Genomic DNA, 25,176 nt, shown 5'->3' on the forward strand with positions numbered 1-25,176 from the left:
GCGGGAATCCCTCCTTCCGGCCGGAAGATCTTCGGTGTATCCCGCCCTGCGGGCGGCCGCTTCTGCGCACTTGCGGCGCTTGAGGAGCATTCGAGGACGTGTCTGCAGATTCGGTGATGAGTCAGGTCTCCGGTATGTGACCTTCGCGTTATGGACTCGTCCCCGGCACGGTCCGTCCGGTAAGAAGGATCCTTACACCCCTCATCCGGGGCTCAGGGCGCGTGTGCGGCGCGCCCGTCGCGTAGCCGCCCGTACGCAACCACGGCGGCAGGGCCTACGCGGTGCCCGCCCACCCCTCAACCAGGAGTGGTCACCCTCAAACCTTGAAGACTTAAGGGGTAAAACAAAGTGGCAGCGGAGATCGTCAATCCTCGCAGCGACAGCAGTACGGATCAGGACGGCGGGGCGGAGCCCCTCGATTCCTTCGACCCGGCATTCGCGCTGCATCGTGGCGGCAAGATGGCCGTGCAGGCCACCGTGCCCGTCCGTGACAAGGACGACCTGTCCCTGGCGTACACGCCCGGCGTCGCGAAGGTGTGCAGCGCCATCGCCGAGCAGCCGGAACTGGTGCACGACTACACGTGGAAGTCGTCCGTCGTCGCCGTCGTCACCGACGGTACGGCCGTGCTCGGACTCGGTGACATCGGCCCGGAGGCCTCGCTCCCCGTGATGGAGGGCAAGGCGATTCTGTTCAAGCAGTTCGGCGGGGTCGACGCGGTGCCGATCGCGCTCGCCTGCACGGATGTCGACGAGATCGTCGAGACCGTGGTCCGGCTGGCGCCGTCGTTCGGCGGGGTGAACCTCGAGGACATCTCGGCACCGCGGTGCTTCGAGATCGAGCGGCAGCTCCAGGAGCGCCTCGACATCCCGGTGTTCCACGACGACCAGCACGGGACCGCCGTCGTCACCCTGGCGGCCCTGCGCAACGCCGCGCGGCTGACCGGACGGTCGCTGGGCGAGCTGCGCGCGGTGATCTCGGGCGCGGGTGCGGCCGGAGTCGCCATCGCCAAGTTCCTCCTGGAGGCGGGCCTCGGCGATGTCGCCGTCGCGGACCGCAAGGGCGTCGTGTCCCGGGACCGGGACGACCTGACGCCGGTCAAGCGGGAGCTCGCCGAGATCACCAACAAGGCCGGCATCTCGGGGTCGCTGGAATCGGCGCTGGCCGGCGCGGACGTCTTCATCGGCGTCTCCGGCGGTACGGTGCCGGAGCCCGCGGTGGCTTCCATGGCCGAGGGCGCGTTCGTGTTCGCCATGGCCAACCCGGACCCCGAGGTGCACCCGGAGATCGCCCACAAGTACGCGGCCGTGGTCGCGACCGGGCGCTCCGACTTCCCGAACCAGATCAACAACGTGCTCGCCTTCCCCGGCATCTTCGCCGGTGCGCTCCAGGTCCGGGCCTCCCGGATCACGGAGACGATGAAGATCGCGGCGGCCGAGGCGCTGGCCGCGGTGGTCGGGGACGACCTTGCGGCGGACTATGTGATCCCCTCGCCGTTCGACGAGCGGGTCGCTCCGGCGGTGACCGCGGCGGTGGCCGCGGCCGCGCGGGCGGAGGGTGTGGCTCGTCGCTGAGCCCTTGGCTCCAATGGCCCCGCCGGGATTCTCCGGCGGGGCCATTTTTTGCTTCGGGGGTCCGCCGAGTTTTTACCCGGGGGGTCGTCCGGGCGGGTGGTTTTCGCCCCCTCCGCCCCTGCCCGTCCCGTACCTGGGGCTCCGCCCCAGACCCCGCTCCTCAAGCGCCGGAGGGGCTGGATCGTGCCCCCGCGACTCTTTGCCTGCGGGCGGTGAGCTCTTTCGTTCCGGGCGGGGGAAGATTTCAGCCCGTCCGGCGCTTGAGGACGAGCGCGAAGCGCGATACGGGGGGTCTGGGGGCGGAGCGCCAGGTACGGGACGCGTGTCACACGGGGACGTGGTTCCGTCGGGGAGGGGCGGAGCCTATCGTCAAGGTCATGTTCGCTGCCTATGCCGCCCGAATCGACCGTGACCAGCCGCTCAACGGTCTGGAGTTGGGGGAGCGCCCGGCCCCCGGACAGAGGCCCGGCTGGACGACCGTGAACGTCCGGGCCGCCTCCCTCAACCACCACGACCTGTGGTCCCTGCGCGGCGTCGGCCTCGCCGAGGACAAACTCCCGATGATCCTCGGCTGCGACGCCGCCGGCGTCGACGAGGCGGGCAACGAAGTCGTCCTGCACTCGGTCATCGGCCAGACCGGCCACGGCGTCGGCCCGGACGAGCCCCGCTCCATCCTCACCGAGCGCTACCAGGGCACCTTCGCCGAGCAGGTCTCCGTACCGACGTGGAACGTCCTGCCCAAGCCCAGGGAGCTCTCCTTCGAAGAGGCCGCGTGCCTGCCGACGGCCTGGCTCACGGCGTACCGCATGCTCTTCACCAACGCGGGTGTACGCCCCGGCGACTCCGTCCTCGTGCAGGGCGCCGGCGGCGGTGTCGCGACCGCCGCGATCGTGCTGGGCAAGGCCGCCGGTCTGCGGGTCTTCGCCACCAGCCGTGACGAGGCCAAGCGCAAGCGGGCCGTCGAACTCGGCGCCGTGGAAGCCCTGGAGTCCGGCGCGCGGCTGCCGCAGCGTGTGGACGCCGTCATCGAGACCGTGGGCGCGGCCACTTGGTCACACTCGGTCAAGTCCCTGCGTCCCGGCGGCACTCTGGTCATCTCCGGCGCCACCAGCGGCGACCGCCCCTCGCACGCCGAACTGACGCGGATCTTCTTCCTCGAGCTCAAGGTCGTCGGCTCCACGATGGGCACCAAGGACGAGCTGGAGGACCTGCTGTCCTTCTGTGCCGCGACCGGCGTACGACCTGTCATCGACGAGGTGCTTCCGCTCGACCGCGCCCGGGAGGGCTTCGAACGGATCGAGTCGGGTGACCAGTTCGGAAAGATCGTGCTGACGACGGGCTGACGACGGGCTGACGACGGGCTGACGACGGGCTGACGACGGGCTGGCGGTTGTCTGCCTGTCTGGCTGTTCGCTTCCTCGGCGGTCTGCTTCTCCGGCTGCCTGTTCTCCGGCGGTCTGCTTCTTCGTGCGCGGCGGGTTCGGTTCACCGGGCCCGCCGTTCGCGTGTCCCCACCCCGGCATGTCAACTATGGTTGACATGATCTTGGTGTCAACGTAGGTTGACGTCATGACCGAAGCTACGGATCTCGCCGAGCGGGCGGGTGACCGCGATCCGCGGATCGGGCTGCGGGCGGTCTCCGCGCTGCGGAGGTTGCTGGAGCAGCTGGAAGCCGTGCAGGTGCGCAGTGCGCGCCATCAGGGGTGGTCGTGGCAGGAGATCGCCGCGGAACTCGGTGTCAGCAGACAGGCCGTGCACAAGAAGTACGGGAGGCAGTGATGTTCGAGCGCTTCACCAAGGATGCCCGCGCCGTGGTCATGGGCGCGGTCGAGCACCGAGAGCGGTCGGGGGAGACCCGGGTCGAGGAGGCGCACATGCTCCTCGCCCTTCTCGACCGGGAGGGGAGCCGCGCTTCCTTCGCCCTGGCCTCGCTCGGGCCGGCCGACTGTCGCGACTCCGTCGCCGGGGCGCTGGCCGAGGCGCGTCGCCGCGGAGGGCTCTCCCGAGCCGACGCGGACGCCCTGTCCGGGCTCGGCATCGACCTCACCGAGATCATCTCCCGGGTCGAAGAGGCCCATGGGGCCGGCGCGTTGGCGGGCGGCAGCAAGGACGGCGGCCGGTGGTCCGGGCGTCGCCCGTTCTCCCAGGGGGCCAAGGATCTCCTCGCCGAGGCCCTCCGGATCGCCATCGCCCACCACGACCGGCACATCGGCGACGAGCACCTTCTGCTCGCCCTCACGGCCCGCCCCGGCGTCCCCGCCGAGGTGCTCGCCGATCACGGGGTGACGTACGACGGCGTGCGGCGGGTGCTGTGGGGCGGGGGTGCGGCGAAGGCGGGGTGAAGCCGGGGCGGGGGTGGGGGTGTGGCGGGGCGCGGCGGTGGCGCGATGGGGGCGCCGGCGGGGCGCGGTCGACTCGCGACCGACGGGGTCTTGAGGCCCCGTCACCCGAAGGGCTCGCCCCTCCACGGCCGCCCGCGGCGACGGCGGGAGGGGCGACGGCGCCTAGGTAGGTCAACGGTGCCTGGAAGGGCCAACCGTGCTCGGGAGGGTCAACGGCGCCTGGGTAGGCCAACCGTGCCCGGGAGGGTCAACGGCGCCTGGAAGGGCCAACCGTGCCCGGGAGGGCCAACGGAGCTGGGAGGGCCAACCGTGCCCGGAAAGGCCAACCGTGCCTGGGAGGGCCAACGGTGCCTGGGAAGGCCAACCGTGCCCGGGAGGGCCAACGGTGCCTGGGAAGGCCAACCGTCCCCGGGAGGGCCAACGGAGCTGGGAGGGCCAACCGTGCCCGGAAAGGCCAACCGTGCCTGGGAGGGCCAACGGTGCCTGGGAAGGCCAACCGTCCCCGGGAGGGCCAACGGTGCCTGGGAAGGCCAACCGTCCCCGGGAGGGCCAACGGCGCCTGGAAGGGCCAACCCTGCCCGGGAGGCCAACCGTCCCCGGTGAAGGGCAACGGCGCTCCCCAGGGCGCGCCCACCCGTCAAGTGGCTGTCACGGCTTCGGGGTGCGCAGGGCCGCCCCGATGTGTGCCGCGGCCGTCGACAAGTGGCGGCGGGTCTCGCGGAGCTGGTCCTCGGTCACCCCGTGGTCGCGGGCCGCGTCGCGGATGTCGTCGCGGAAACGGTCCAGGAGGCGGTCGAGATCGCGGCTGGGGTCGCCGGTCGAGTCCTCGTGGGCCCAGGACGGCTCGTACGCCGCGGGGAAGTCCTCGCGGGTGACCGTGTACTCGGGCTCCGCCCCGGCCCCGGCCCCGTACTCGTGCTCCGCTGTCGGCTCGGTGGTCGTCCCCGTGCGGCCGAAGCCGAAGTCCTTGCCGAGTCCCTTGCTGAAGTCCTTTCCGAAGTCCTTACCGAACTCGCCGAATTCCTTGGCGAGTTCGCTCAGTCCCTCGCGCACGCCCGTCGGCCAGTCGCCGCGCACGAAGTGGTCCTGGACCTGCTCCTGGACCCGCTTGGCCATGCGCTGCATCTCCTCCTGAGCCTGGACGCGCGCCTTCTCCTGCGCTTCCTTGGCCTGGCGCCGGGCCCGCTGGGCCTCGTCCCGGGCTCGCCGGCTCTCGTCCTTCGCGCGCCGGGCCTGCTCCTTCCACTCCTGCTTGGCGCGCCGCATCTCCTCCTTCGCGATCCGCCAGGACTCCTCGCCGAAGGTGCCGGCTCCGCCCGCCGGGCCGTCGTGGGTCGGGGACCCGGTGCCGCCCGTGGGGCCCCGCTGGGCCTCCACGGCGGCCGCCCGCATCTCGCGCCGCAAGTCGCCCGCCGCGCCCCGTACATCGGCGCGGATCTCGGCGGCCAGCTCGGCGACCGACTCGCGGATCTCCAGCTCCAGGTCGGCCAGCTCACCGCTGCGGTCGGCCAGTTCGGCACGGCCCGCGTCGGTGATCGCGTACACCTTGCGGCCGCCCTCGGTGGTGTGCGTGACCAGTCCCTCGGTCTCCAGCTTGGCCAGCCGCGGGTAGACGGTGCCGGCCGAGGGTGCGTACAGCCCCTGGAAACGCTCCTCCAGGAGCCGGATCACCTCGTACCCGTGGCGTGGCGCCTCGTCGAGCAGCTTCAGCAGATAGAGCCGCAGGCGGCCATGGGCGAAGACGGGGGGCATCTCAGAGCACCTTCTTGTCGGTCGGGGCGGCACCGGCCGGGCCATCGGCGGGTCCACGGGCCGAGGACCCGACCGGGCCGCCGGCCGGCGCATCCTCCTCCGCGGGAGGCCGTCGCAGCAGGGCGATGGAGCCGGAGACGGTCATGGCCCTCAGCTTTCCGTTGCCCGCGCCGAGCCTGCCGGTGATCTTCTTGGCGCCCCACTGCCCGCCGACCCGGAGATCCTCGAAAGCGCTGGAGACCGTGCCGGACGCGGTGTTCGCCTCCACCTCCGCGTCCGCCGGGTGGGGCAGGCGGATGGCGATCTCACCCGAGACGTTCGACAGCTGGACGTCGGTGGGGGTGCCCGTGGCGTCCAGGTCCACGATCATCGAGCCGCTCACCGATTCGGCCCGCACGGAGGAGCCCGAGCCCTCGACGACGGTCAGATCGCCGGAGACGGAGTTGAAGCGGAGGTCGCCGGTGACGGCCTGGGCCTCGAGATTCCCGGACACCGTGTCCACGCGGACGGGTCCCGAGACGCCGACGAGCGTCGTGTCACCGGTGACCCCCTTCACCTCGACCCGCTCGTCCGTGCCGGAGACCACGGCCGCCGCGCCGACCACGCCGACCTCGACCCGGGTGCTCGCCGGGACGGCCAGCGAGACCACCGCGCTGCGGCGCCAGCCCTTGCGGTCGAGCCACTTGAGGAAGCCCTTCCAGGGCAGGTCCTCATAGGCGACGGTCAGCGTGCCGCCCTTCTGGGACACCATCAGCGGCGGCCCCTCCAGCTCGGACACTTCCAGGCGGGCGGAACTCTCGTCGGTGCCCACCACGTTCACCGTTCCGTTGACGATGCGCACGTGGAGTGCCGTCACGGGGGCGTCGAAGGTCAGCTTCCTCGCTTCTGCGACGGACCACTCGGGCATGGGGCAGACCTCCTCGGCCGGACGGAACACGACGCGCCATATCGCGTCTTCCAATGAACACGATATATCGCGGATACGGAAAGTCAAGACACTCGATCCGGTGGCAAGTGCGTGAATAAAAGGGGCATGTGGCGACGAAGCCGACCTAACGTATGACCATGCCGACCCTCCGCGACGAACCCTCCGCCTCGGCCGCCGCCGGCGCGCTGCTGCTGTGCCGGGCGCAGCCCGAGGCCGTCGGCGCCGCCGCCCAGCTGCTGCGCGAAGGGATGCTGCTCACCGGCGCGGGCGACGACTGGAGCGTGCTCGTCCCCGAGGGCAGACCGTGGCTGAACGGCGAGGAACCGGTCGACCGCGTCCTGACCGGCTGGGCCGCCGCCCTCGCCGTCGGCGCCCCCTGGCCCGTACTGGCCCTGTGGTGGGACGCCGACCGCAGCGGCTGCACCCTCGCCTCCGGATTCCGCCGCACCGTCGGCTACGAATGGCTCGCGAACGGCACACCGGTCGGCGAGGACGAGGCGATGCGCACCTTCGCCGCCCGCCTCGGCCTCGATCCCGTGCTGGACATGCAGGACCTGGAGCAGCTGACGCAACCCGACTCCGCGGCCGACGCCCGGGCCCGGCTGCGCGGACTGCTCGCCGTCCTCACGCGCGCGGGGATGGCCCTCCCCGCCGGTCTCGCCCCGGGCACCCCCGCCGACCGACTCCTGCAGGCAGCCCGGGAGCTGCCCGGCACCCGCCCGGTCTCCTGGTCCGGCCGGCGCGAAGCCGCCCGCGCGCAGCTCGACGTAGTCCAAAACGGCAGTCTCGGCCCCTGGACCCGCGGCCCGAGAGCCCGTGCACTGACCACGGCCCAGCTGGCCACGGGCCTGCCCGTCACGCTCTACGGAGTACGCCGCCGCAGCATGGGCTGGATCGCGGCGGGGGCGTTGCTCCTGACCCACGGTGCCCTGGGATTCGCGTACGACCGGGTACGCGCCTTCGACTGACACCCGCCCACCTTGGGGGCCGGCTCACGCGCGCGTGACCTCACCGGAGGCGAAGCCCTGCTCGAAGCCCTACTCGTCCTCGTCCTCGTCGTCGTCCAGCCGCGCCAGCCAGGTCGCGAGCCGCTCGACGGGCACCTCGAAGTCCGGATTGAGATCGACGAACGTACGCAGCTGCTCGGCAAGCCACTCGAAGGTGACCTCTTCCTCGCCGCGCCGCTTCGCCAGTTCCTCGATGCCACGGTCGGTGAAGTACACGGATGCTCTCCTGGGGCTGGGCCTGCCGGCCACGGGTCGTACCCCTCCAGGTTATGCGGCCCGGTGCCCGGCGCCGCACCCACCCGGACCCCGTACCGGACGACCCTGTACCGGCCGGGATCCCGTACCGGCCGGGATCCCGTGCCGGCCCGGATCCCGTACCGGACAACAGAACCGGCCCCACCGCCTCGACAAGGCGATGGGGCCGGCCCCTTGATCCATCGGGCTGGGCCGAGAGGCTCGCGCCTCTCAGCGGTGCTCAGAGGCTCACGCCTCGAACACCTCGCGTACCAGCTGCTCCTGCTCGGCCTGGTGGCGCTTCGCCGAGCCGACCGCCGGGGAGGACCCGTGCGGGCGGGAGATGCGGCGCAGGCGCTCGCCGTGCGGGACGTCCGCGCCGACCGCCAGGTCCAGGTGGTCGATCAGGTTGAGGGCGATGAAGGGCCACGCGCCCTGGTTCGCCGGCTCCTCCTGGGCCCACAGGTACTTCTCGGCGTTCGGGTACTTGGCGATCTCCGCCTGGAGCTCCGCACCCGGGAGGGGGTACAGGCGCTCGATGCGGATGATGGCCGTGTCCGTGACGCCGCGCTTGGTGCGCTCGGCCTCCAGGTCGTAGTAGACCTTGCCGGCGCAGAAGACGACCTTGCGGACCGCGGCCGGGTCGGCGGACGCGTCGCCGATGACCGGACGGAACTGACCCGTCGTGAACTCCTCCGCCTTCGAGGCCGCCGCCTTGAGGCGCAGCATCGACTTCGGCGTGAAGACCACCAGCGGCTTGTGGTGCGGGTTGTGCACCTGCCACCGCAGGAGGTGGAAGTAGTTCGACGGCAGGGTCGGCATGGCGACCGTCATGTTGTTCTGCGCGCACAGCTGGAGGAAGCGCTCCGGGCGGGCCGACGAGTGGTCGGGACCCTGGCCCTCGTAGCCGTGCGGGAGGAGCAGGGTGACGCCGGACGTCTGGCCCCACTTCTGCTCGGCCGACGAGATGAACTCGTCGACGACCGTCTGAGCGCCGTTGACGAAGTCGCCGAACTGCGCCTCCCACATGACCAGCGACTCGGGACGGGCCAGCGAGTAGCCGTACTCGAAGCCCATCGCCGCGTACTCGGAGAGCAGCGAGTCGTAGCAGTTGTAGCGCGCCTGGTCCTCGGAGAGGTACAGCAGCGGCGTGAAGTCCTCGCCCGTCTCACGGTCGATGAGGACCGCGTGGCGCTGGCCGAACGTGCCGCGGCGGGAGTCCTGGCCCGACAGCCGGACCGGGGTGCCCTCGAGCAGCAGCGAGCCGATCGCGAGCGTCTCGCCCATGCCCCAGTCGATCGTGCCGTCCTCGACCATCGCCGCGCGGCGCTGCAGCTGGGGCAGCAGACGCGGGTGGACGGTGACCCGGTCGGGGATGTTGACCTGGGACTCGGCGATGCGCTTGACGACCTCCGCGGAGACCGCGGTGTTCACGGCGACCGGGAACTGGGCCTGCGGGTCGGAGACGGGCGCCTCGCCCGGCTGCGACGTCGCCTCACGGACCTCCGTGAAGACCTTCTCCAGCTGGCCCTGGTAGTCCTGCAGAGCCTGCTCGGCCTCTTCCAGGGTGATGTCGCCGCGACCGATGAGGGACTCGGTGTAGAGCTTGCGCACCGAGCGCTTCTTGTCGATCAGGTCGTACATCAGGGGCTGCGTGAACGCCGGGTTGTCCGACTCGTTGTGACCGCGGCGGCGGTAGCAGATGAGGTCGATGACGACGTCCTTGTTGAACGCCTGGCGGAACTCGAAGGCCAGGCGAGCGACGCGGACGACGGCCTCGGGGTCGTCGCCGTTCACGTGGAAGATCGGCGCCTCGATCATGCGGGCCACGTCGGTGGCGTACATCGAGGAGCGCGAGGACTCCGGGGCGGCGGTGAAGCCGACCTGGTTGTTGATGACGACGTGGACCGTGCCACCGGTGCGGTAGCCGCGCAGCTGGGACATGTTGAGCGTCTCGGCCACGACGCCCTGGCCGGCGAAGGCCGCGTCACCGTGCAGGGCGACCGGCAGGACCGTGAAGTCCGTGCCGCCCTTGTTGATGATGTCCTGCTTGGCGCGGGCGATGCCCTCGAGGATCGGGTCGACCGCCTCCAGGTGCGAGGGGTTGGCGGCCAGCGAGACCTTGATCTGCTCGCCGTCGAGACCGGTGAAGGTGCCCTCGGCGCCCAGGTGGTACTTGACGTCACCGGAGCCGTGCATCGACTTCGGGTCGAGGTTGCCCTCGAACTCGCGGAAGATCTGCGCGTACGACTTGCCGACGATGTTGGCGAGGACGTTCAGCCGGCCGCGGTGGGCCATGCCGATGACGACCTCGTCGAGGCGCGACTCGGCGGCGCTGTCGAGGACGGCGTCCAGCAGCGGGATGACGGACTCGCCGCCCTCGAGGGAGAAGCGCTTCTGGCCGACGTACTTCGTCTGCAGGAAGGTCTCGAAAGCCTCTGCCGCGTTCAGCCGGCGCAGGATGCGCAGCTGCTCCTCGCGCTCCGGCTTGGTGTGCGAGCGCTCGATGCGGTCCTGGATCCACTTGCGCTGCTTGGGGTCCTGGATGTGCATGAACTCGACGCCGGTGGTGCGGCAGTACGAGTCGCGCAGCACACCGAGGATGTCGCGCAGCTTCATCAGGGACTTGCCGGCGAAGCCGCCGACGGCGAACTCGCGCTCCAGGTCCCAGAGCGTCAGACCGTGCTCGGTGATGTCCAGGTCGGGGTGCTTGCGCTGGCGGTACTCCAGCGGGTCGGTGTCGGCCATGACGTGGCCGCGGACCCGGTAGGAGTGGATCAGCTCGAAGACGCGGGCGGCCTTCGTGACGTCGTCGTCGTGCGAGGCGTCGATGTCCTTGAGCCAGCGGACCGGCTCGTAGGGGATGCGCAGCGCCTCGAAGATCTCGTCGAAGAAGCCGTTCTCGCCGAGCAGGAGGTTCGCGACGATCCGCAGGAACTCGCCGGACGCGGCGCCCTGGATGACCCGGTGGTCGTAGGTCGACGTGAGCGTCATGACCTTCGAGATGCCGAGCTTGTTCAGGGTGTCCTGGGAGGTGCCCTGGAACTCCGCCGGGTAGTCCATCGAGCCGACGCCCATGATGACCGACTGGCCGGGCATCAGACGCGGGACCGAGTGGACGGTGCCGAGGCCGCCGGGGTTGGTCAGCGAGACCGTGACACCGGTGAAGTCGTCCATCGTCAGCTTGCCGTCACGGGCCCGGCGGACGATGTCCTCGTAGGCCTGCCAGAACTCGAAGAAGTTCAGCGTCTCGGCCTTCTTGATGCCGGCGACGACGAGCTGGCGGTCTCCGTTGGGCTTCACCAGGTCGATGGCGAGGCCGAAGTTGACGTGCGGCGGCTTGACGAGGGTGGGCTTCCCGTCCTTCTCCGCGTAGTGCCAGTTCATCGACGGCATGGCCTTGATGGCCTGCACCATCGCGTAGCCGATGAGGTGGGTGAAGGAGATCTTCCCGCCCCGGGCGCGCTTCAGGTGGTTGTTGATGACGATGCGGTTGTCGAAGAGCAGCTTCACCGGGACGGCGCGCACGGACGTGGCCGTGGGCAGCTCCAGCGAGGCGTTCATGTTCTTCGCGACGGCACCGGCCGGTCCGCGCAGTGTCACGTACTCGGGGCCCTCGGCGGCCTCGGTCGCGGGCGCGGCCTTCGGCTTCGCGGCGGCCGGAGCGGCCTTCGCGGGAGCCGGGGCGGCCTTGGCCGGAGCCGGTGCGGCAGCCGCGGGCTTCGGCGCCGCGGGTGCGACGGGTGCGGCGGGGGCCGGAGCGGCCTGAGCCGGAGCGGCGGGCGCCGCCGGTGCGGCCTGGGCCGGTGCTGCGGGCGCGGCAGGAGCCGCTGTGGCGGTACCTGCGGCCCCCGCGGCCGCAGTACCCGACGGAGCCGGGGCGGCCGCGCCGCCCGGCTTGTAGTCGGCGAAGAAGTCCCACCAGGCTCGGTCTACCGAATTCGGGTCCTGGAGGTACTGCTGATAGATCTCGTCGACGAGCCACTCATTGGGACCGAACGCAGCGGCGGGGTTCTTCCCGGCTTGGTCATCGGTCGAGATGCTCGAGTTACTGGGGGACTGTGGCGACACGGCGGCAACCGCCCTCTTCCGCTTCACAAGGTGATGGACAGCGGGAATAAAGGCTACGCCTCCCAGGCCGGGGAAGTCAGACCGGGCCGGTCATCGTCGCGTAAGTCACATCGGAAAGCGTGTTTCGGGGGTTGAAATGGCGGGAAACAAGCGGGGTTCCGATGCGGAACGGGTACGTCGACCTGACCCCACGGCCCTGCAGGCGCGGGCCTCTCCCTGATCACACGTGTCCGTCAGTGCGGACGTTCATGGATCTTGTGGCTCCGCTTCGAACCCTACGTCAACTCGGCAGTGAAGGCAGGCCCGGAAGGGTGACCTGGATCCGGCAGCCCCGCTGGGATTCGGCCACTCCGATCCGGCCGCCGTGCAGATCGACCGCCCAGCGGGCGATGGCGAGCCCCAGACCCGTACCGCCGTCGCTGCCCGGTCCGTGCGGCGCGGGGACACCGCCGCGGTTGAACCGCTCGAAGACGCGGTGCCACTCCGACTTCGGAATGCCCGGACCCTCGTCCAGCACCTCCAGGTCCAGCGACTCCGGGGACGGACCCCGGCGCGCCTTCACCGTCACGCGGCCGTGCGGCGGGCTGTGCTTGACCGCGTTGTCGATGAGGTTGGCGACGACCTGGTGGATCCGCTCCGGGTCCGCGTGCGCGGTCAGCTCGGGCGGGGACACGTCGAGGTGCAGATGGACGTCCGTACGCGTGTGGCTCCCGGAGCCCGAGGCGATGCCCGCGCGCGCGGAGGAGACCATGTTGGCCTCCTTCAGGACGCCGGACAGATAGGGCCAGACCTCGAAGCGGCGCCGTTTCAGCGGTACGACGCCGTTGTCGAGCCGGGACAGGTCCAGGAGCGTCTCGACGAGCCGTCCCAGGCGCTCCGTCTGCTTCAGGGCCGTACGCATCGTCTCCGGGTCGGCCGCGGACACGCCGTCGACGACGTTCTCCAGGACCGCGCGGAGGCCGGCGATGGGGGTGCGCAGCTCGTGCGAGACGTTCGCCACGAGCTCCTTGCGCTGGCGGTCCTGGGCCTCCAGCTCGTCCGCCATCAGGTTGATCGTCTGGGCCAGGTCGCCGAGTTCGTCCCGGCGGCCCTCGCTGACGCGGCGCGTGTAGTCGCCGTGCGAGATGGACCGGGCGACGGTGTTCATCTCGTCCAGGGGCGCGGTGAGCGAATGCGCCACGAACTGCGTTATCAGCAGTGTGGCGATCATCGAGAAGACCGTGATGAAGCGCACCTCGGTCTCGGTGCGCACCGCGATCATCAGCAGACCCGTGGTGATGAAGACCGCGACGACGACCAGCGTGCCGAGCTTCGTCTTGATCGAGAAGGGGCGCAGACCACCCCAGGGACCCGCGTTCTTGCGCTCCCCGAACCCGCTCATCACAGCAGCCCCCTCAACAGGTCCCCACAACCCCGGCTCAGGGGGTCGGGGTCTCCAGCGCGTAGCCGACACCGTGGACGGTACGGATCCGCTCGGCGCCGATCTTCCGGCGCAGCGCCTTGATGTGGCTGTCCACGGTCCGGGTGCCGGACGCGTCCGCCCAGTCCCAGACCTCGGCCAGGAGCTGCTCGCGCGAGAGCACCGCACGCGGGGTGTTCGCCAGGCAGACCAGCAGGTCGAACTCGGTGGGCGTCAGATGCACGTCCTCGGAGCGGACCCGCACCCGGCGCTGCGCGTGGTCGATCTCCAGCTCGCCGAGCCGCAGGATGCCGCTGCGCGGCGTCGAGGCGGCCACCACGGCACGCTCCACCCGGCGCAGCAGGACGTGCACCCGGGCGGCCAGCTCCCGCATGGAGAACGGCTTCGTCATGTAGTCGTCGGCGCCGACGCCGAGTCCGACCAGCATGTCGGTCTCGTCGTCGCGCGCGGTGAGCATCAGCACCGGCACCGGACGCTGGGCCTGCACGCGGCGGCAGACCTCCAGGCCGTCGAAGCCGGGCAGCATGATGTCGAGGATCAGCAGGTCGGGCTGCCAGGCCTCGGCGGTGTCGACGGCGGCCGGACCGTCGCCCGCTGTTTGCACCAGGAATCCCTCGGCGCGCAGGCGGGCCGCGATGGCGTCGACGATCGTCTGGTCGTCCTCGACGACCAGGACCCGTCGCTGAGCGCCGGGAGTCGCCGCCGCGCCGTTCTGGGAGGTGTGTGTCTGCTCCATCGCCCGCCCCTGAGGTGTGCTTTCCGGAATCCGTGGGGTGATCCCATGACTGCGCTTGACGCTTGAATGATCCGCGTCAGGCAAGCAGAGTACGGGCAGGCACCATTGATCGGCTATCCAGCCCTGACTGCGAGATGCACGACGTCCGGAACGCCCCGGGCAACCGGGATCTCTTCGGTACGCACCCGTTGGAAACCGGCATTCCGCAAGGTTCCTTCAAATTCCGGAGAGGGCTGCGCAGACCACACCGCGAGCACTCCGCCGGGGGTCAACAGCCTTGCGCAGCCGGTCAGTCCGGCCGGTGAATAGAGGCCTTCGTTGCCCTCCGTGACCGTCCAGCCGGGTCCGTTGTCGATGTCCAGGCAGAGCGCGTCGTACGTGGCGGAAGTCTCATTGACGTAGGCGACCAGATCCGCCTCGACGATCTCCGTCCGGGGGTCGGTGAGTGCGGGGGCGGAGAGTGCGGACAGTGGTCCTTCGCGGTGCCAGCCGATGATCGCCGGCTCCCGTTCCACGACCGTGATGCGTCCCCAGCGGTCGTCGGCGGCCGCGTGCGCGAGGGAGAAGCCGACGCCGAGGCCGCCGATCAGCACGCTCGGCCGCACCCGTCCGCCCAGGGCGTCGCGCGCCGCGTCGATCAGCAGCCGCTCCGAGCGGCCGTCGGAGGTGTCCATCAGGAAGCACCCGTTGGCGATGATCTGCAGCAGCGCGCCGTGGCGCCGCAGCACGACCTCGCCGTAGGGGCCTTCCCGGCGATCGATGACCACGGGGATGTCGTACGAGGCAGTCATGGCGCCCATCCTGGCAGTTCCGCCGCAGCGGCCGGCGGGATTGTCCGGGGTCCCCGGCCCGGTGCCGCTCCCGCGAAACGGCCCGGTCACGAAGGTCGGCGGCGGTGATCGCTCACAGCGAACAGTCCCCCGGGAACAATCAAGGGGCCCCGGGCATTGAGTCGACATAGCTCAACTTGACTGCCGAAGGGGAGATCATGGCTTCGACGTCCACACCGCTCACCCTGCCCGTGCTGCCGCTCGACGACGAGGTCGTGCTGCCCGGGATGGTGGTTCCGCTGGACCTGAACGACGCCGACGTCCGTGCCGCGGTGGAGGCTGCCCAGGCCGCCGCCCGCTCGGAGCCCGGCAAGCCGAAGGTGCTGCTGGTGCCACGCATCGACGGGACATACCCGGGCACCGGTGTGCTCGGCACCGTCGAGCAGGTCGGCCGGCTGGCCGACGGCGACCCGGGCGCGCTGATCCGCGGCCGTGGGCGCGTGAAGATCGGCGCGGGGACCACCGGTCCCGGTGCCGCACTGTGGGTGGAGGGCACCCGGGTCGAGGAGACCGTGCCCGACCCCCTGCCCGGCCAGGTCACCGACCTGGTCAAGGAGTACAAGGCCCTGGCCACCAGCTGGCTGCGCAAGCGCGGCGCCTGGCAGGTCGTGGACCGCGTACAGGCCATTGACGATGTTTCCGCCCTTGCTGACAATTCCGGTTACTCACCCTTCCTGACCACCGAGCAGAAGGTTGCCCTGCTGGAGACGGCCGACCCGGTCGCCCGGCTGAAGCTCGCCACCGAGCAGCTGCGTGAGCACCTCGCCGAGCAGGATGTCGCCGAGTCCATTGCCAAGGACGTACAGGAAGGCGTGGACAAGCAGCAGCGCGAGTTCCTGCTGCGCCGGCAGCTCGAAGCCGTACGCAAGGAACTGCGCGAGCTGAACGGCGATTCCGCGGACGGCGAGGAGTCCGACGACTACCGGACGCGCGTCGAAGCCGCCGATCTCCCCGAGAAGGTCCGCGAGGCCGCTCTCAAGGAGGTCGAGAAGCTGGAGCGCGCGAGCGACCAGTCGCCCGAGGGTTCCTGGATCCGCACCTGGCTCGACACCGTGCTCGAACTCCCGTGGAACGAGCGCACGGAGGACGAGTACGACATCAGGGGCGCCCAGCGGGTGCTGGACGCCGAGCACTCCGGCCTGGCGGACGTGAAGGAGCGGATCACCGAATACCTGGCGGTGCGCAAGCGGCGTTCCGACCGGGGCCTGGGTGTCGTCGGCGGACGACGCGGGGGCGCCGTGCTCGCACTCGTCGGCCCGCCCGGCGTCGGCAAGACCTCGCTCGGCGAGTCCGTCGCGCACGCCATGGGCCGCAAGTTCGTCCGCGTCGCCCTCGGCGGCGTGCGGGACGAGGCCGAGATCCGCGGCCACCGGCGTACGTACGTCGGCGCGCTGCCCGGCCGGATCGTCCGGGCCATCAAGGAGGCCGGGTCGATGAACCCGGTGGTCCTGCTGGACGAGATCGACAAGGTCGGCTCCGACTTCCGGGGCGACCCGGCCGCGGCGCTGCTCGAAGTCCTCGACCCGGCGCAGAACCACACCTTCCGCGACCACTACCTGGAGGTCGAACTCGACCTCTCCGACGTCGTGTTCCTCGCGACGGCGAACGTCCTGGAAGCCATCCCGGAGGCCCTGCTCGACCGTATGGAGCTGGTCCGCCTCGACGGCTACACCGAGGACGAGAAGGTCGTCATCGCCCGTGACCACCTGCTCCCGCGCCAGCTGGAGCGGGCCGGTCTGGAGAAGGACGAGGTCACGCTGGACGAGAGCGCACTGCGCAAGCTCGCGGGCGAGTACACCCGGGAAGCCGGCGTACGAAACCTGGAGCGGGCCGTCGCGCGGCTGCTGCGCAAGGTCGCGGCCGAGCACGAACTGGGCGAGCGGAAGCTGCCGTTCACGGTGACCGACGCCGACCTGCGCGGGCTCGTCGGACGGCCGCACCACGTGCCCGAGTCCGCCCAGGACCCGGCGGAGCGCCGTACGGCGGTGCCCGGTGTCGCCACCGGGCTCGCGGTCACCGGCGCGGGTGGTGACGTCCTCTTCGTCGAGGCGTCGCTGGCCGACCCGGAGACGGGCGCGGCGGGTCTGACCCTGACCGGTCAGCTGGGTGACGTGATGAAGGAGTCGGCACAGATCGCGCTCTCCTTCCTGCGCTCGCGCGGCGCCGAACTGGAGCTGCCGGTCGGTGACCTGAAGGACCGGGGTGTGCACATCCACTTCCCGGCGGGCGCGGTCCCGAAGGACGGGCCGAGCGCGGGTGTCACGATGACGACGGCACTGGCGTCGCTGCTCAGCGGCCGCCAGGTCCGTACGGACGTGGCGATGACCGGGGAGGTCTCCCTGACCGGCCGGGTCCTGCCCATCGGCGGTGTGAAGCAGAAGCTGCTCGCCGCGCACCGGGCCGGCGTCACCACCGTCATCATCCCCAAGCGCAACGAACCCGACCTCGACGACGTCCCGGCCGAGGTCCTGGAGAAGCTCGACGTGCACGCCGTCACGGACGTCCGCCAGGTCCTCGAACTGGCCCTCGCCCCGGCGACGAACGGAGCGAGTGCGGAGGTTCCGGTAGCGGCGTGACGGACGCTGCCGGTAGCGGAAGGCCCGGGCCCTGCGAGGGACCCGGGCCTTCCCGTGTCGCGTTGCCGACGGGCCCGTCCGCCTGGTCGCCTCGGGGCCCGGCCGGTGTCAGCCGTTCGCCAGTGCCACCACACGGTCGAGGGCACCGTTGAACTTGTTGTGGTCGCCGACCGTCGGGCCCGACGACGTGTACTGCCACATCGTGTAGAAACCCCAGCCCGCGGGCAGCGTGCCCGGGTCGGCGGCGTAGCGGGCGATCCACAATGGGTTGGCGGCCGCGAAGGCGCTGGAGTTGCCGGTGCACTGGGTCCACCAGGTGGTGGCCGTGTAGATGACGGCGTCCCGGCCGGTGCGCGCCTTGTACTGGTTGAGGAAGTCACGGATCCAGGTGACCATCGCGCTCTGCGTCTTGCCGTAACAGGCCGCGCCGTACGGGTTCCACTCGATGTCGAGCGCGCCCGGCAGCGTCCTGCCGTCCCTCGACCAGCCGCCGCCGTTGTCCACGAAGTAGTTGGCCTGAGTGGCGCCACTCGTGGTGTCGGGGGTCGCGAAGTGGTACGCGCCGCGGATCATGCCGACGTTGTACGAGCCGTTGTACTGCTGGGCGAAGTAGGGGTTCGTGTAGTACGTCCCCTCCGTCGCCTTCGAGTAGGCCCACTTGACCCCGCTGCTCCACAGGGTCGACCAGGCGACGTTGCCCTGGTGGCTGCTGACGTCCACGCCCTCGGTCTGCGTGGCGTCACCGGTGGACGGAGTACCGGCCTGGCCGTCGTGCGCGACGACGCCCATGCCCATGTGGGCGGAACCGCGGGCGGGGGTGTCGGCGGCCTGGGCCGGCAGGGTGAACAGAAGGGAGAACGCGGCGAGCAGGATCCCGGCCGTGGGGAGACGCTTGGTGAGGCGCCGGGGGCGGGTGATTCCGGATCTGTGCACGGGCATGGCGTGCCTCCGAAGGGCTCGGTGGTGCGCGGTGATGCTCGGTGGGGGGACTGCGGAGAAAGCCGACGGCCGGCGCACGCGCTCGGGGCGACAGGTCCTCGTCGACCCGTCGGTGGCGTGGCCATGCCGGTAATTGCTTGGTAAAGAAGCTACGCACGTAGAAGACCGGGTGGGAAGAGGGCCCGGAGGCTGCCGTTGGTCTACTCCTGCGAAATACTGGCGGAGCTGCGGCAATGGCCACTTGTGGCGGAAACTTTCAGGATCGGGAAACCGGGTCAGGGGTGCTGACGTGCACGAGGGCGCAAACGGCGAGGGGCGGCGTGGCGAATCCACGGTCGCGGGGAGTGGTGTAAACCAGGAGTTCCTGTCGCTGGAACGCGCGTTGACCGTGTTCCTGCGGCGGGCTCGTGCCTCCTCCGGCGAGATGGCCCGCGAGGTCCACCCCGACCTGGAGTCCTCCGCCTACGGGCTGCTCTACCGGCTGGAGGAGTGCGGGCGCCAGCGGGCCACCGAGCTCGCCGCCTACATCGGTGTCGGCAAGGCCACCATGTCCCGCCAGCTGCGCGCCCTCGAAGACCTCGGTCTCGTCGCCCGCGAACCCGACCCCGCCGACGGCCGCGCCTGGCTGGTCCACCTCACGGAGGAGGGACGGGCGCGCTTCACCGCCGTGCGGGAGGCCCGCCGGGCGCGCTACGTCAGCCAGCTCGCGGGCTGGGACCCGCGCGAGGTCGCCGAACTGGCCCGGCTGCTGCACCAGTTGAACCGCGGGGGAGAGGGCAGCTAGGGCGTGTCCGCAACGTCCCGTCGTCCGCCGGGGGGCAGACGGGACTTTACGGATACGACCTGGGCCCTCCGGAGGCGATCGCGGGGTGGCCGGAATGGGCGCCTCCCGGCGAGACCACTGACGACAGCTCGCGGCCCCGGCGCCCAACGAGCGCGCGCGTGAAGCTACAGCTCCACGTACGCCACCGTCGCGTCGTCGTGGGTCTTGCTGCGGCGCAGGTGCTTCCGCTCCTGCGCGTCCGCCGCCTCCAGCTCCCGTACGCGCTCGACCAGGGCCCGGGCGCCCTCCTTGCGCACGACGGTGAACAGGTCGGCCCAGTCGCCCTCGTGGAACTTCTCCGTCCAGCGGGTCGCCCCGTCCGTCAGGGCGGCCAGCGCGCGTACGTCCGCGCGGGCCGCCGTGCCGGTCACCGCGCGCTCCGCGACCGAGGGGTCCGCCGCCGCCGTGAAGAAGCCGCCCTCCTTGTTGCGGACCGTCGCGTCGGCGATCGCGTCCGAGGCCAGCGAGGTGCGCGGGACGCGGGAGAGCCGGTCGTCCAGCACCGGCGTGACCACACCCGGAGGGGACTGCAGCAGCAGTGCGGAGTCCGAGAGGACCAGGTACTCGACCGTGTCGGCGGACCAGCGGACGAGGACGACGGTTGCCTGCGGTGTGCGCGGGTGAGAAAGGTCACAGGTCCCGGCGTGGGCGTCGGCCGTGCGCCGAATGGCCCGCGCGAGCACCTCGGTCAGCGTCACATCCGGTAGGGAAACCGACAGTTCGGTCAGCGTCCCGCCCAGGCGTGTCGCGAACCAGGGCACCCCGTGCACGCAGCCGTCGTCCCCCTTCGGGGGAGTCACCCCGTCCAGCACGACCAGTGCACCGCCCAGTCCTGAGGCCGGAAGAGCGACCGAGGCGAAGTCCTCATTGGGGCGGTCGCGGTCGCTGGGCTCGGTGACGAGTTCCGTACGCATCCAGCCAGTCTGCACGAGGCCTTCACAAGATCCACGAGAGGTCGGCATCGGTCGCCGGATGGTTGCGGACCGGGACGCCGCGCGCCGGGTTTGGCATGGAATGATCGACTCCGGGGATGCGTGGCGGCGAATACTGCCAAAGCGCGTCGCCGACGTCCAACCGGCCCGCCGGGTGGGCCGGTGGCACGCGCCGGAGGAACTTGCCCGCCAACTCCCTGCCGATGTTCACTCCTTCGGGTGGCGGCTCGGACGATGCGGGACCACTGCCCACCGGCACTGGGAGGGTCGGGAGCCGATGGGGGTCCCCCCTGATGGAGCGAAGTCGGAAGCCTGGGGGAGGCCGGACGCCTCAGTTGACGGAACGTCACCCGGGCCCATGGGTACACGAGTCAGGAATGCGAGCACCGGTGCAGAAAATGCGGCCTCGGCGCACAGGCAAGCAGACGGCCTCGACAGGGGGCGCCACCGGCGACGCCGCAGGCTCCGCGGGTAAGGGCCGCCCCGCCCACGTACGCAACCGGCTCATCGTCGCCGTGGCCGTCGTGGCGGCCGCCGTCGCCGGCGCGGGCGCGCCGACTGTCCTCGCCGCCTCCGGCCAACTGAGCGACTCCCAGGACCTGGTGACGCTGGCGCGGGAGACGCAGGAGGCCCTGACCCTCGCCCACTCCCTGGCGGACGAACGGGACGAGGTCACCTCGTACATCGCCGCCGGCCGGCCCAAGACCAAGGCGCCCTCCGAGCAGCGCAGCGCCCGAGTGGACCGCCAGGTCGAGGAGTTGCGGGCCGACACCGACGCCCCGGCCGCGCTCCGCAAGGACCTCGACTCCATCGCCGCCGTACGCAGAGCGGCGCTCACCGGCAAGAGCAGTGCTCTCGAAGCGCACCAGGCGTACTCCCTCGCCATCACCGAACTCCACAACCTCGCCGAGGAACTGGCCGAGCGGCTGCCGCCCCGCGCGGGCTCCGGCGCGTACGCCCAGGCGGAGCTCGACACCGCCGTCCAGCAGGCCGCCGCCGCCCGCGGACTGCTGCTCGCGGCCCTCAGCGTCCCGCGGTCCACCCAGACCGCCATCGACCCGGCCACCGGTCTGCCGACCACCACGAGCAGCTCGTCGAACGCCGACACCAAGCAGCGCAACGCGCTCAGTTCCGCCGCCCAGCAGGCCCGGCTCCGTTCCGACGCGGCCCTGTCCGGCTTCCGCGAGACCGCACCGAAGGCCGCCCGCGCCTCGTACGACTCCACGGTCAACGGGCCCGACGTCACCGACGCGGACAAGTACCTCGCCACTCTCACGGACCAGCCGACCCTCTCGGACGCCGAACTGGGCACCAGCACCAAGAAGCTGGACGCGGCCCTGTCCGCCCGTGTCGAACTGATGCGCGGCGCCGAGGCCTCGCTCAACGACCGCCGCACCAAGGACCTCGCGCAGCTCCGCGACGACGACGTCACCGCGCTGGAGCTCCGTGTCGCCCTCCTCGGCGCGCTGCTGCTCGTCACCCTCGGCGTCGCCACGGCCATGGCCCGCACCCTGACCCGCCCGCTGGCCGTGCTGCGCATCGGCTCGGCCCGGCTCGCCGGCGACCCGGCCGCCGAGGAACCCGTCAAGTTCACCGGCCGCAACGACGAGTTCGCCCAGGTCGTGCGCTCCGTCAACACCCTGCACGCCCATGCCGCCGCGCTCCACGAGCGGTTGACGACCCTCGAGACCGACCGCAAGCACCTCATAGGCAAGCGGCAGACGATGGCCGACGAGCGGGACCGGCTGCGCAGCGAACTCGCCGCGGCCGCCGCTCACCTGGAGCAGGTGCGGAACAGCATCCACGGCACCTTCGTCAACCTGGCGCTGCGCACCCTCGGTCTCGTCGAGCGGCAACTGGCCGTCATCGAGCACCTCGAGGAGCGCGAGCAGGACCCGGACCGCCTCTCCACCCTCTTCAAGCTCGACCACTTCGCCACCGTGATGCGCCGGCACAGCGAGAACCTCCTGGTCCTCGCCGGAGCCGAGCACATCCAGCAGCACGCGGGCCCGGTCCCGCTCGTCGACGTCGTCCGGGCCGCGGTCAGCGAGATCGAGCGGTACGAGCGGGTCCGGATCTCCGCGCTGCCGCCGCACGCGCACCTCGCCGGGTTCGCCGCCGACGACCTGAGCCACCTGGTGGCCGAACTGCTGGAGAACGCCACCTCGTTCTCGCCGCCCGACATGACCGTCGAGGTCTCCGGGTGGCTCCTGGAGAGCGGCGAGGTGATGCTCTCCGTGCAGGACGAGGGCATCGGCATGACCGCCGAGCGCATGGACCAGCTCAACACCCGGCTCGCCGGCTTCGATCCGGAGGACACGTACGACGAGGAGAGCGGCGACGGGCTCGGGCTCGGCCTGTACGTGGTGGCCCGCCTCGCCCACCGGCACGGTGTACGGGTGCGGCTGCGCGAGCAGAAGCAGGGCGGTGTCGCCGCGGTCGTCGTCCTGCCCAAGGGCTTGCTGGCCGCCGCGCCGGGTGTTGCCGGGCCCGTGGCCACGCCCGTCGTCGGGGGCGCGCCCGCGCTGTCCCTGCCGGGAGTGGACGCCGAGGCCAACTCCAATGTCCTGCACGGCCGTTCGACGGCGGCAGCCCCGGAACCGGCCGCTTGCGGTGACTTTGCGGACCCGGCTGACGGCGCCACCGACACGGACCCGCTGATCGCGGCCGCCGAGCAGGCGGTACGGGAGCGCGGTGCGCACGAGGACGCCGTACGCGAGCCGGCCGCCGCCCCGCAGCAACGCGAGCCGGCCGTGCCCGCGGAGGACGTACGCGACCTCGCGACCGGAACGGCGGGCCCGGGCGAACAGGCCGTGCCCGCGGACGCGGGGGACGGACGCGACCCCGCCACCGGCACCGCGGACGCGGGCGAACAGGCCGTGCCCGCGCACGCCGAGGACGGACCCGACCCCGCCACCGGCACCCCGGGCCCGGGCGAAGAGGCCGTACGCGCGGACACCGCCCCCGCGTTCGAGACGCCCGCCGAGACCACCATGGAGCTGCTGGCCCCGGAGCCGCCGTCGGACGACCCCGACGCCCCCGGTGCCGGAACGGCTCCCGATGGCGAAGCCGGACCCGTCGCCGACGCCGGGCCCGCTCCGCAGGCTGGCCCCGAGCCCCCCACGGGCGTCGGCCTTCCCGCCCAGACCACCACCGATCCCTACGCCATCGGCCCCGACACCCACGACCGTGTCGAGGACGAGCCGGAGCGGATCACCGCCAAGGGTCTGCCCAAGCGCACGCCGAAGATCTCGGCACCCGCGCCGGCCCCGAGACCGCGCGCCGGTGGCGTGGACGCCGAAGCCCTGCGCCGCAGGCTCGGCGGGTTCCACCGCGGTGCACAGGAAGGCCGCCGCGACGTCGAGGCGGAGATCGCCGAAGAGACGTCGCAGACGAAGGCGCCCGAGGCGGACGCCGTGTCCACGGCAGCAGACGTACCAGTCACGGGGGGCACAGTCGAGGAGGCAAGCAGTTGACCGCATCCAGTACCTTCGGACTGAGCAGCGAAGCCCGCAACCTGCACTGGTTGTTGACGAATCTCGTCGAGGAGGTGCCGGGCCTGCTGTCGGTCGCGGTGGTCTCCTCCGACGGCCTGCTGCTGATCTCCTCCGACCCCGGGAGGAACGCGGAGGCCCGGACGGCCCCGGTCGACCGCCCGACCGGTCCCAAGGGATCAGCGGCCGACCTCGCCACCGTCGTCTCCGGCATCGGCAGCCTCACCCTCGGCGCCGCCAAGCTGATGGACGGCGGAGGCGTCAAGCAGACGATGGTCGCGATGGACGAGGGCAGCCTCTTCGTCATGTCGATCAGCGACGGCTCCCTGCTCGGTGTGCACGGCTCCCCGGACTGCGACATGAGCGTGGTGGCGTACCACATGGCGCTCTTCGTCGGCCGCGCCGGACATGTGCTGACCCCCGAACTGCGCAGCGAACTCCGAAAATCCCTGGAGACCGAGTCGACGGGGAGTGCCCGATGAGTACGTCCAGGCTTCCGGTCCGCGGCGGCGACCGCAAACCCGCCCGCGTACGCCCCTATTCGCTCACCGGTGGCCGCACCCGCTTCGGGCACGTGCTGCTCGTCGAGACGTTCGTGGCGGCACTCGAAGCCCCCGAGGAGCGCCGGGAGCTGACCAACGGCTCGCTCGAGACCCGGGTGATGCCCGAGATGCGGGCCATCGTCGAAATCTGCCGCCGGATGCGCACGGTGGCCGAGATCGCCGCGCTGCTGAAGATGCCGCTCGGCGTGGTCCGCGTACTGCTGAGCGACCTGGCGGACCAGGGAAAGATCCGTGTGTACGGAACCGGTCACGGCCCGGGACAGCCGGACCGCGCTCTGCTGGAAAGGGTGCTGAGTGGACTCCGCCGTCTCTGACGCCACCACTGGTGTCTCCCCGGACGTCACCCCCGACGTCTCCCGGCTCATCGAACCCGACGAGGAGTTGAAGGCCTGGCAGACGGACCGGACGCGCGCCCCGATCGCCACGAAGATCGTGGTGGCGGGCGGCTTCGGCGTCGGCAAGACCACCCTCGTCACCGCGGTCTCCGAGATCACGCCCCTCCAGACGGAGGCGCTGATGACGCAGGCCAGCGAGGACACCGACGACCTCAGCGCCACCCCCCAGAAGCTGACCACCACCGTCGCCATGGACTTCGGGCGCATCACGCTCGACGACGACCTGGTGCTCTACCTCTTCGGCACACCGGGCCAGCAGCGGTTTTGGTTCATGTGGGACGACCTGGTGCGCGGGGCGATCGGCGCGGTGGTCCTGGCGGACACCCGTCGGCTGTCCGACTGCTTCCCGGCGCTCGACTACTTCGAGAGCTGCGGTCTGCCGTACGTCGTCGCGGTCAACCACTTCGACGGCAGCGAGCGGTTCGAGCCGGACGACGTGCGCGAGGCCCTCACGGTGCCCGCACACATACCTGTCATGATCATGGACGCGCGGCGCCGGATCTCCGTCGTGGAGACCCTGCTGGCCCTGGTCGGCCACGCCCTCGACGTCAGCCCCGAATAA

Annotated in this window: 20 protein-coding genes; 11 read left to right on the top strand and 9 right to left on the bottom strand. The window is 71.1% G+C overall.

All coding sequences use genetic code 11. The features are described from left to right. The first annotated feature begins 348 nt into the window (after positions 1 to 348). The 4 genes from ACFVYF_RS21150 (at position 349) to ACFVYF_RS21165 (ending at position 3,914) form a co-directional block, all read left to right on the top strand. Complete coding sequence (locus ACFVYF_RS21150; RefSeq protein WP_383279489.1) at positions 349 to 1,572, top strand: NADP-dependent malic enzyme; 1,224 nt, start codon at positions 349 to 351, stop codon at positions 1,570 to 1,572. Between the two features lie 377 nt (positions 1,573 to 1,949). Beyond that, complete coding sequence (locus ACFVYF_RS21155; protein WP_389457417.1) at positions 1,950 to 2,915, top strand: zinc-binding dehydrogenase; 966 nt, start codon at positions 1,950 to 1,952, stop codon at positions 2,913 to 2,915. A gap of 226 nt (positions 2,916 to 3,141) precedes the next feature. Next, positions 3,142 to 3,351, top strand: coding sequence for a helix-turn-helix domain-containing protein (locus ACFVYF_RS21160; protein ID WP_148010429.1), 210 nt, complete (start codon positions 3,142 to 3,144; stop codon positions 3,349 to 3,351). Next, a complete protein-coding gene (locus ACFVYF_RS21165; RefSeq protein WP_389457419.1) occupies positions 3,351 to 3,914 on the top strand; it encodes a Clp protease N-terminal domain-containing protein in 564 nt (187 codons plus the stop codon). The genes ACFVYF_RS21160 and ACFVYF_RS21165 overlap by 1 nt, the downstream gene beginning before the upstream one ends. A gap of 648 nt (positions 3,915 to 4,562) precedes the next feature. Here ACFVYF_RS21165 and ACFVYF_RS21170 read toward each other — a convergent pair. After that, a complete protein-coding gene (locus ACFVYF_RS21170; RefSeq protein ID WP_389457420.1) occupies positions 4,563 to 5,666 on the bottom strand; it encodes a helix-turn-helix transcriptional regulator in 1,104 nt (367 codons plus the stop codon). Position 5,667: 1 nt separating this feature from the next. Continuing rightward, complete coding sequence (locus ACFVYF_RS21175) at positions 5,668 to 6,573, bottom strand: DUF4097 domain-containing protein (RefSeq protein WP_389457422.1); 906 nt, start codon at positions 6,571 to 6,573, stop codon at positions 5,668 to 5,670. A 158-nt stretch (positions 6,574 to 6,731) separates the two neighbouring features. Between ACFVYF_RS21175 and ACFVYF_RS21180 the strand changes: the two genes are divergently transcribed. Beyond that, entirely contained in the window at positions 6,732 to 7,562 is an 831-nt protein-coding gene (locus ACFVYF_RS21180) for a hypothetical protein (protein WP_389457424.1), read from the top strand. 69 nt (positions 7,563 to 7,631) lie between these two features. On the opposite strand, the gene ACFVYF_RS21185 is transcribed toward ACFVYF_RS21180, so the two are convergent. The 5 genes from ACFVYF_RS21185 to ACFVYF_RS21205 all read right to left on the bottom strand — a co-directional run bounded on the left by ACFVYF_RS21185 (position 7,632) and on the right by ACFVYF_RS21205 (position 14,853). Beyond that, positions 7,632 to 7,817, bottom strand: a complete 186-nt coding sequence (locus ACFVYF_RS21185; protein WP_351218853.1) for a DUF6104 family protein — start codon at positions 7,815 to 7,817, stop codon at positions 7,632 to 7,634. A 267-nt stretch (positions 7,818 to 8,084) separates the two neighbouring features. Further along, positions 8,085 to 11,906 carry a multifunctional oxoglutarate decarboxylase/oxoglutarate dehydrogenase thiamine pyrophosphate-binding subunit/dihydrolipoyllysine-residue succinyltransferase subunit gene (locus ACFVYF_RS21190; protein WP_389457426.1) on the bottom strand — a complete coding sequence of 1,274 codons (3,822 nt, stop codon included), beginning with the start codon at positions 11,904 to 11,906 and terminating at the stop codon, positions 8,085 to 8,087. Positions 11,907 to 12,186: 280 nt separating this feature from the next. Further along, positions 12,187 to 13,287: an ATP-binding protein gene (locus tag ACFVYF_RS21195; RefSeq protein ID WP_389457427.1), complete on the bottom strand. Its 1,101-nt coding sequence runs from the start codon at positions 13,285 to 13,287 to the stop codon at positions 12,187 to 12,189. A 37-nt stretch (positions 13,288 to 13,324) separates the two neighbouring features. Further along, positions 13,325 to 14,062 (bottom strand): response regulator transcription factor, encoded by a 738-nt coding sequence (locus ACFVYF_RS21200; protein ID WP_389457429.1) that lies wholly within the window; start codon positions 14,060 to 14,062, stop codon positions 13,325 to 13,327. Positions 14,063 to 14,175: 113 nt separating this feature from the next. Further along, positions 14,176 to 14,853 (bottom strand): spermidine synthase, encoded by a 678-nt coding sequence (locus ACFVYF_RS21205; protein ID WP_389457431.1) that lies wholly within the window; start codon positions 14,851 to 14,853, stop codon positions 14,176 to 14,178. Between the two features lie 197 nt (positions 14,854 to 15,050). Between ACFVYF_RS21205 and lon the strand changes: the two genes are divergently transcribed. Beyond that, positions 15,051 to 17,468 carry an endopeptidase La gene (gene lon, locus ACFVYF_RS21210; protein ID WP_389457432.1) on the top strand — a complete coding sequence of 806 codons (2,418 nt, stop codon included), beginning with the start codon at positions 15,051 to 15,053 and terminating at the stop codon, positions 17,466 to 17,468. 108 nt (positions 17,469 to 17,576) lie between these two features. On the opposite strand, the gene ACFVYF_RS21215 is transcribed toward lon, so the two are convergent. After that, the gene (locus tag ACFVYF_RS21215; protein ID WP_389457434.1) at positions 17,577 to 18,407 is read right to left on the bottom strand and encodes a lysozyme; all 831 of its coding nucleotides are present in this window, start codon (positions 18,405 to 18,407) and stop codon (positions 17,577 to 17,579) included. A gap of 289 nt (positions 18,408 to 18,696) precedes the next feature. On the opposite strand from ACFVYF_RS21215, the gene ACFVYF_RS21220 reads away from it, so the two are divergent. Then, the gene (locus tag ACFVYF_RS21220; RefSeq protein ID WP_389457436.1) at positions 18,697 to 19,191 is read left to right on the top strand and encodes a MarR family winged helix-turn-helix transcriptional regulator; all 495 of its coding nucleotides are present in this window, start codon (positions 18,697 to 18,699) and stop codon (positions 19,189 to 19,191) included. A gap of 164 nt (positions 19,192 to 19,355) precedes the next feature. Here the strand turns inward: ACFVYF_RS21220 and ACFVYF_RS21225 are convergent, their stop codons facing one another. Next, positions 19,356 to 20,144 carry a protein phosphatase 2C domain-containing protein gene (locus ACFVYF_RS21225; RefSeq protein ID WP_389457437.1) on the bottom strand — a complete coding sequence of 263 codons (789 nt, stop codon included), beginning with the start codon at positions 20,142 to 20,144 and terminating at the stop codon, positions 19,356 to 19,358. Between the two features lie 407 nt (positions 20,145 to 20,551). Here ACFVYF_RS21225 and ACFVYF_RS21230 point away from each other — a divergent pair, with 407 nt between their 5' ends. From ACFVYF_RS21230 to ACFVYF_RS21245, 4 genes are read left to right on the top strand one after another with little or no spacing between them, the layout of a single operon-like run. After that, positions 20,552 to 23,638 (top strand): nitrate- and nitrite sensing domain-containing protein, encoded by a 3,087-nt coding sequence (locus ACFVYF_RS21230; RefSeq protein ID WP_389457438.1) that lies wholly within the window; start codon positions 20,552 to 20,554, stop codon positions 23,636 to 23,638. Next, on the top strand, positions 23,635 to 24,138 hold the full coding sequence (locus tag ACFVYF_RS21235) for a roadblock/LC7 domain-containing protein (protein ID WP_389457440.1): 504 nt from the start codon (positions 23,635 to 23,637) through the stop codon (positions 24,136 to 24,138). The genes ACFVYF_RS21230 and ACFVYF_RS21235 overlap by 4 nt, the downstream gene beginning before the upstream one ends. Then, the gene (locus tag ACFVYF_RS21240; protein ID WP_389457442.1) at positions 24,135 to 24,533 is read left to right on the top strand and encodes a DUF742 domain-containing protein; all 399 of its coding nucleotides are present in this window, start codon (positions 24,135 to 24,137) and stop codon (positions 24,531 to 24,533) included. Before ACFVYF_RS21235 ends, ACFVYF_RS21240 begins: the two co-directional genes overlap by 4 nt. Further along, positions 24,514 to 25,176: an ATP/GTP-binding protein gene (locus ACFVYF_RS21245; RefSeq protein WP_389457444.1), complete on the top strand. Its 663-nt coding sequence runs from the start codon at positions 24,514 to 24,516 to the stop codon at positions 25,174 to 25,176. Before ACFVYF_RS21240 ends, ACFVYF_RS21245 begins: the two co-directional genes overlap by 20 nt.

Origin of the sequence: Streptomyces sp. NPDC058274 (assembly GCF_042881375.1) — a bacterium.
In the GTDB taxonomy this organism is placed as follows: Bacteria; Actinomycetota; Actinomycetes; order Streptomycetales; family Streptomycetaceae; genus Streptomyces.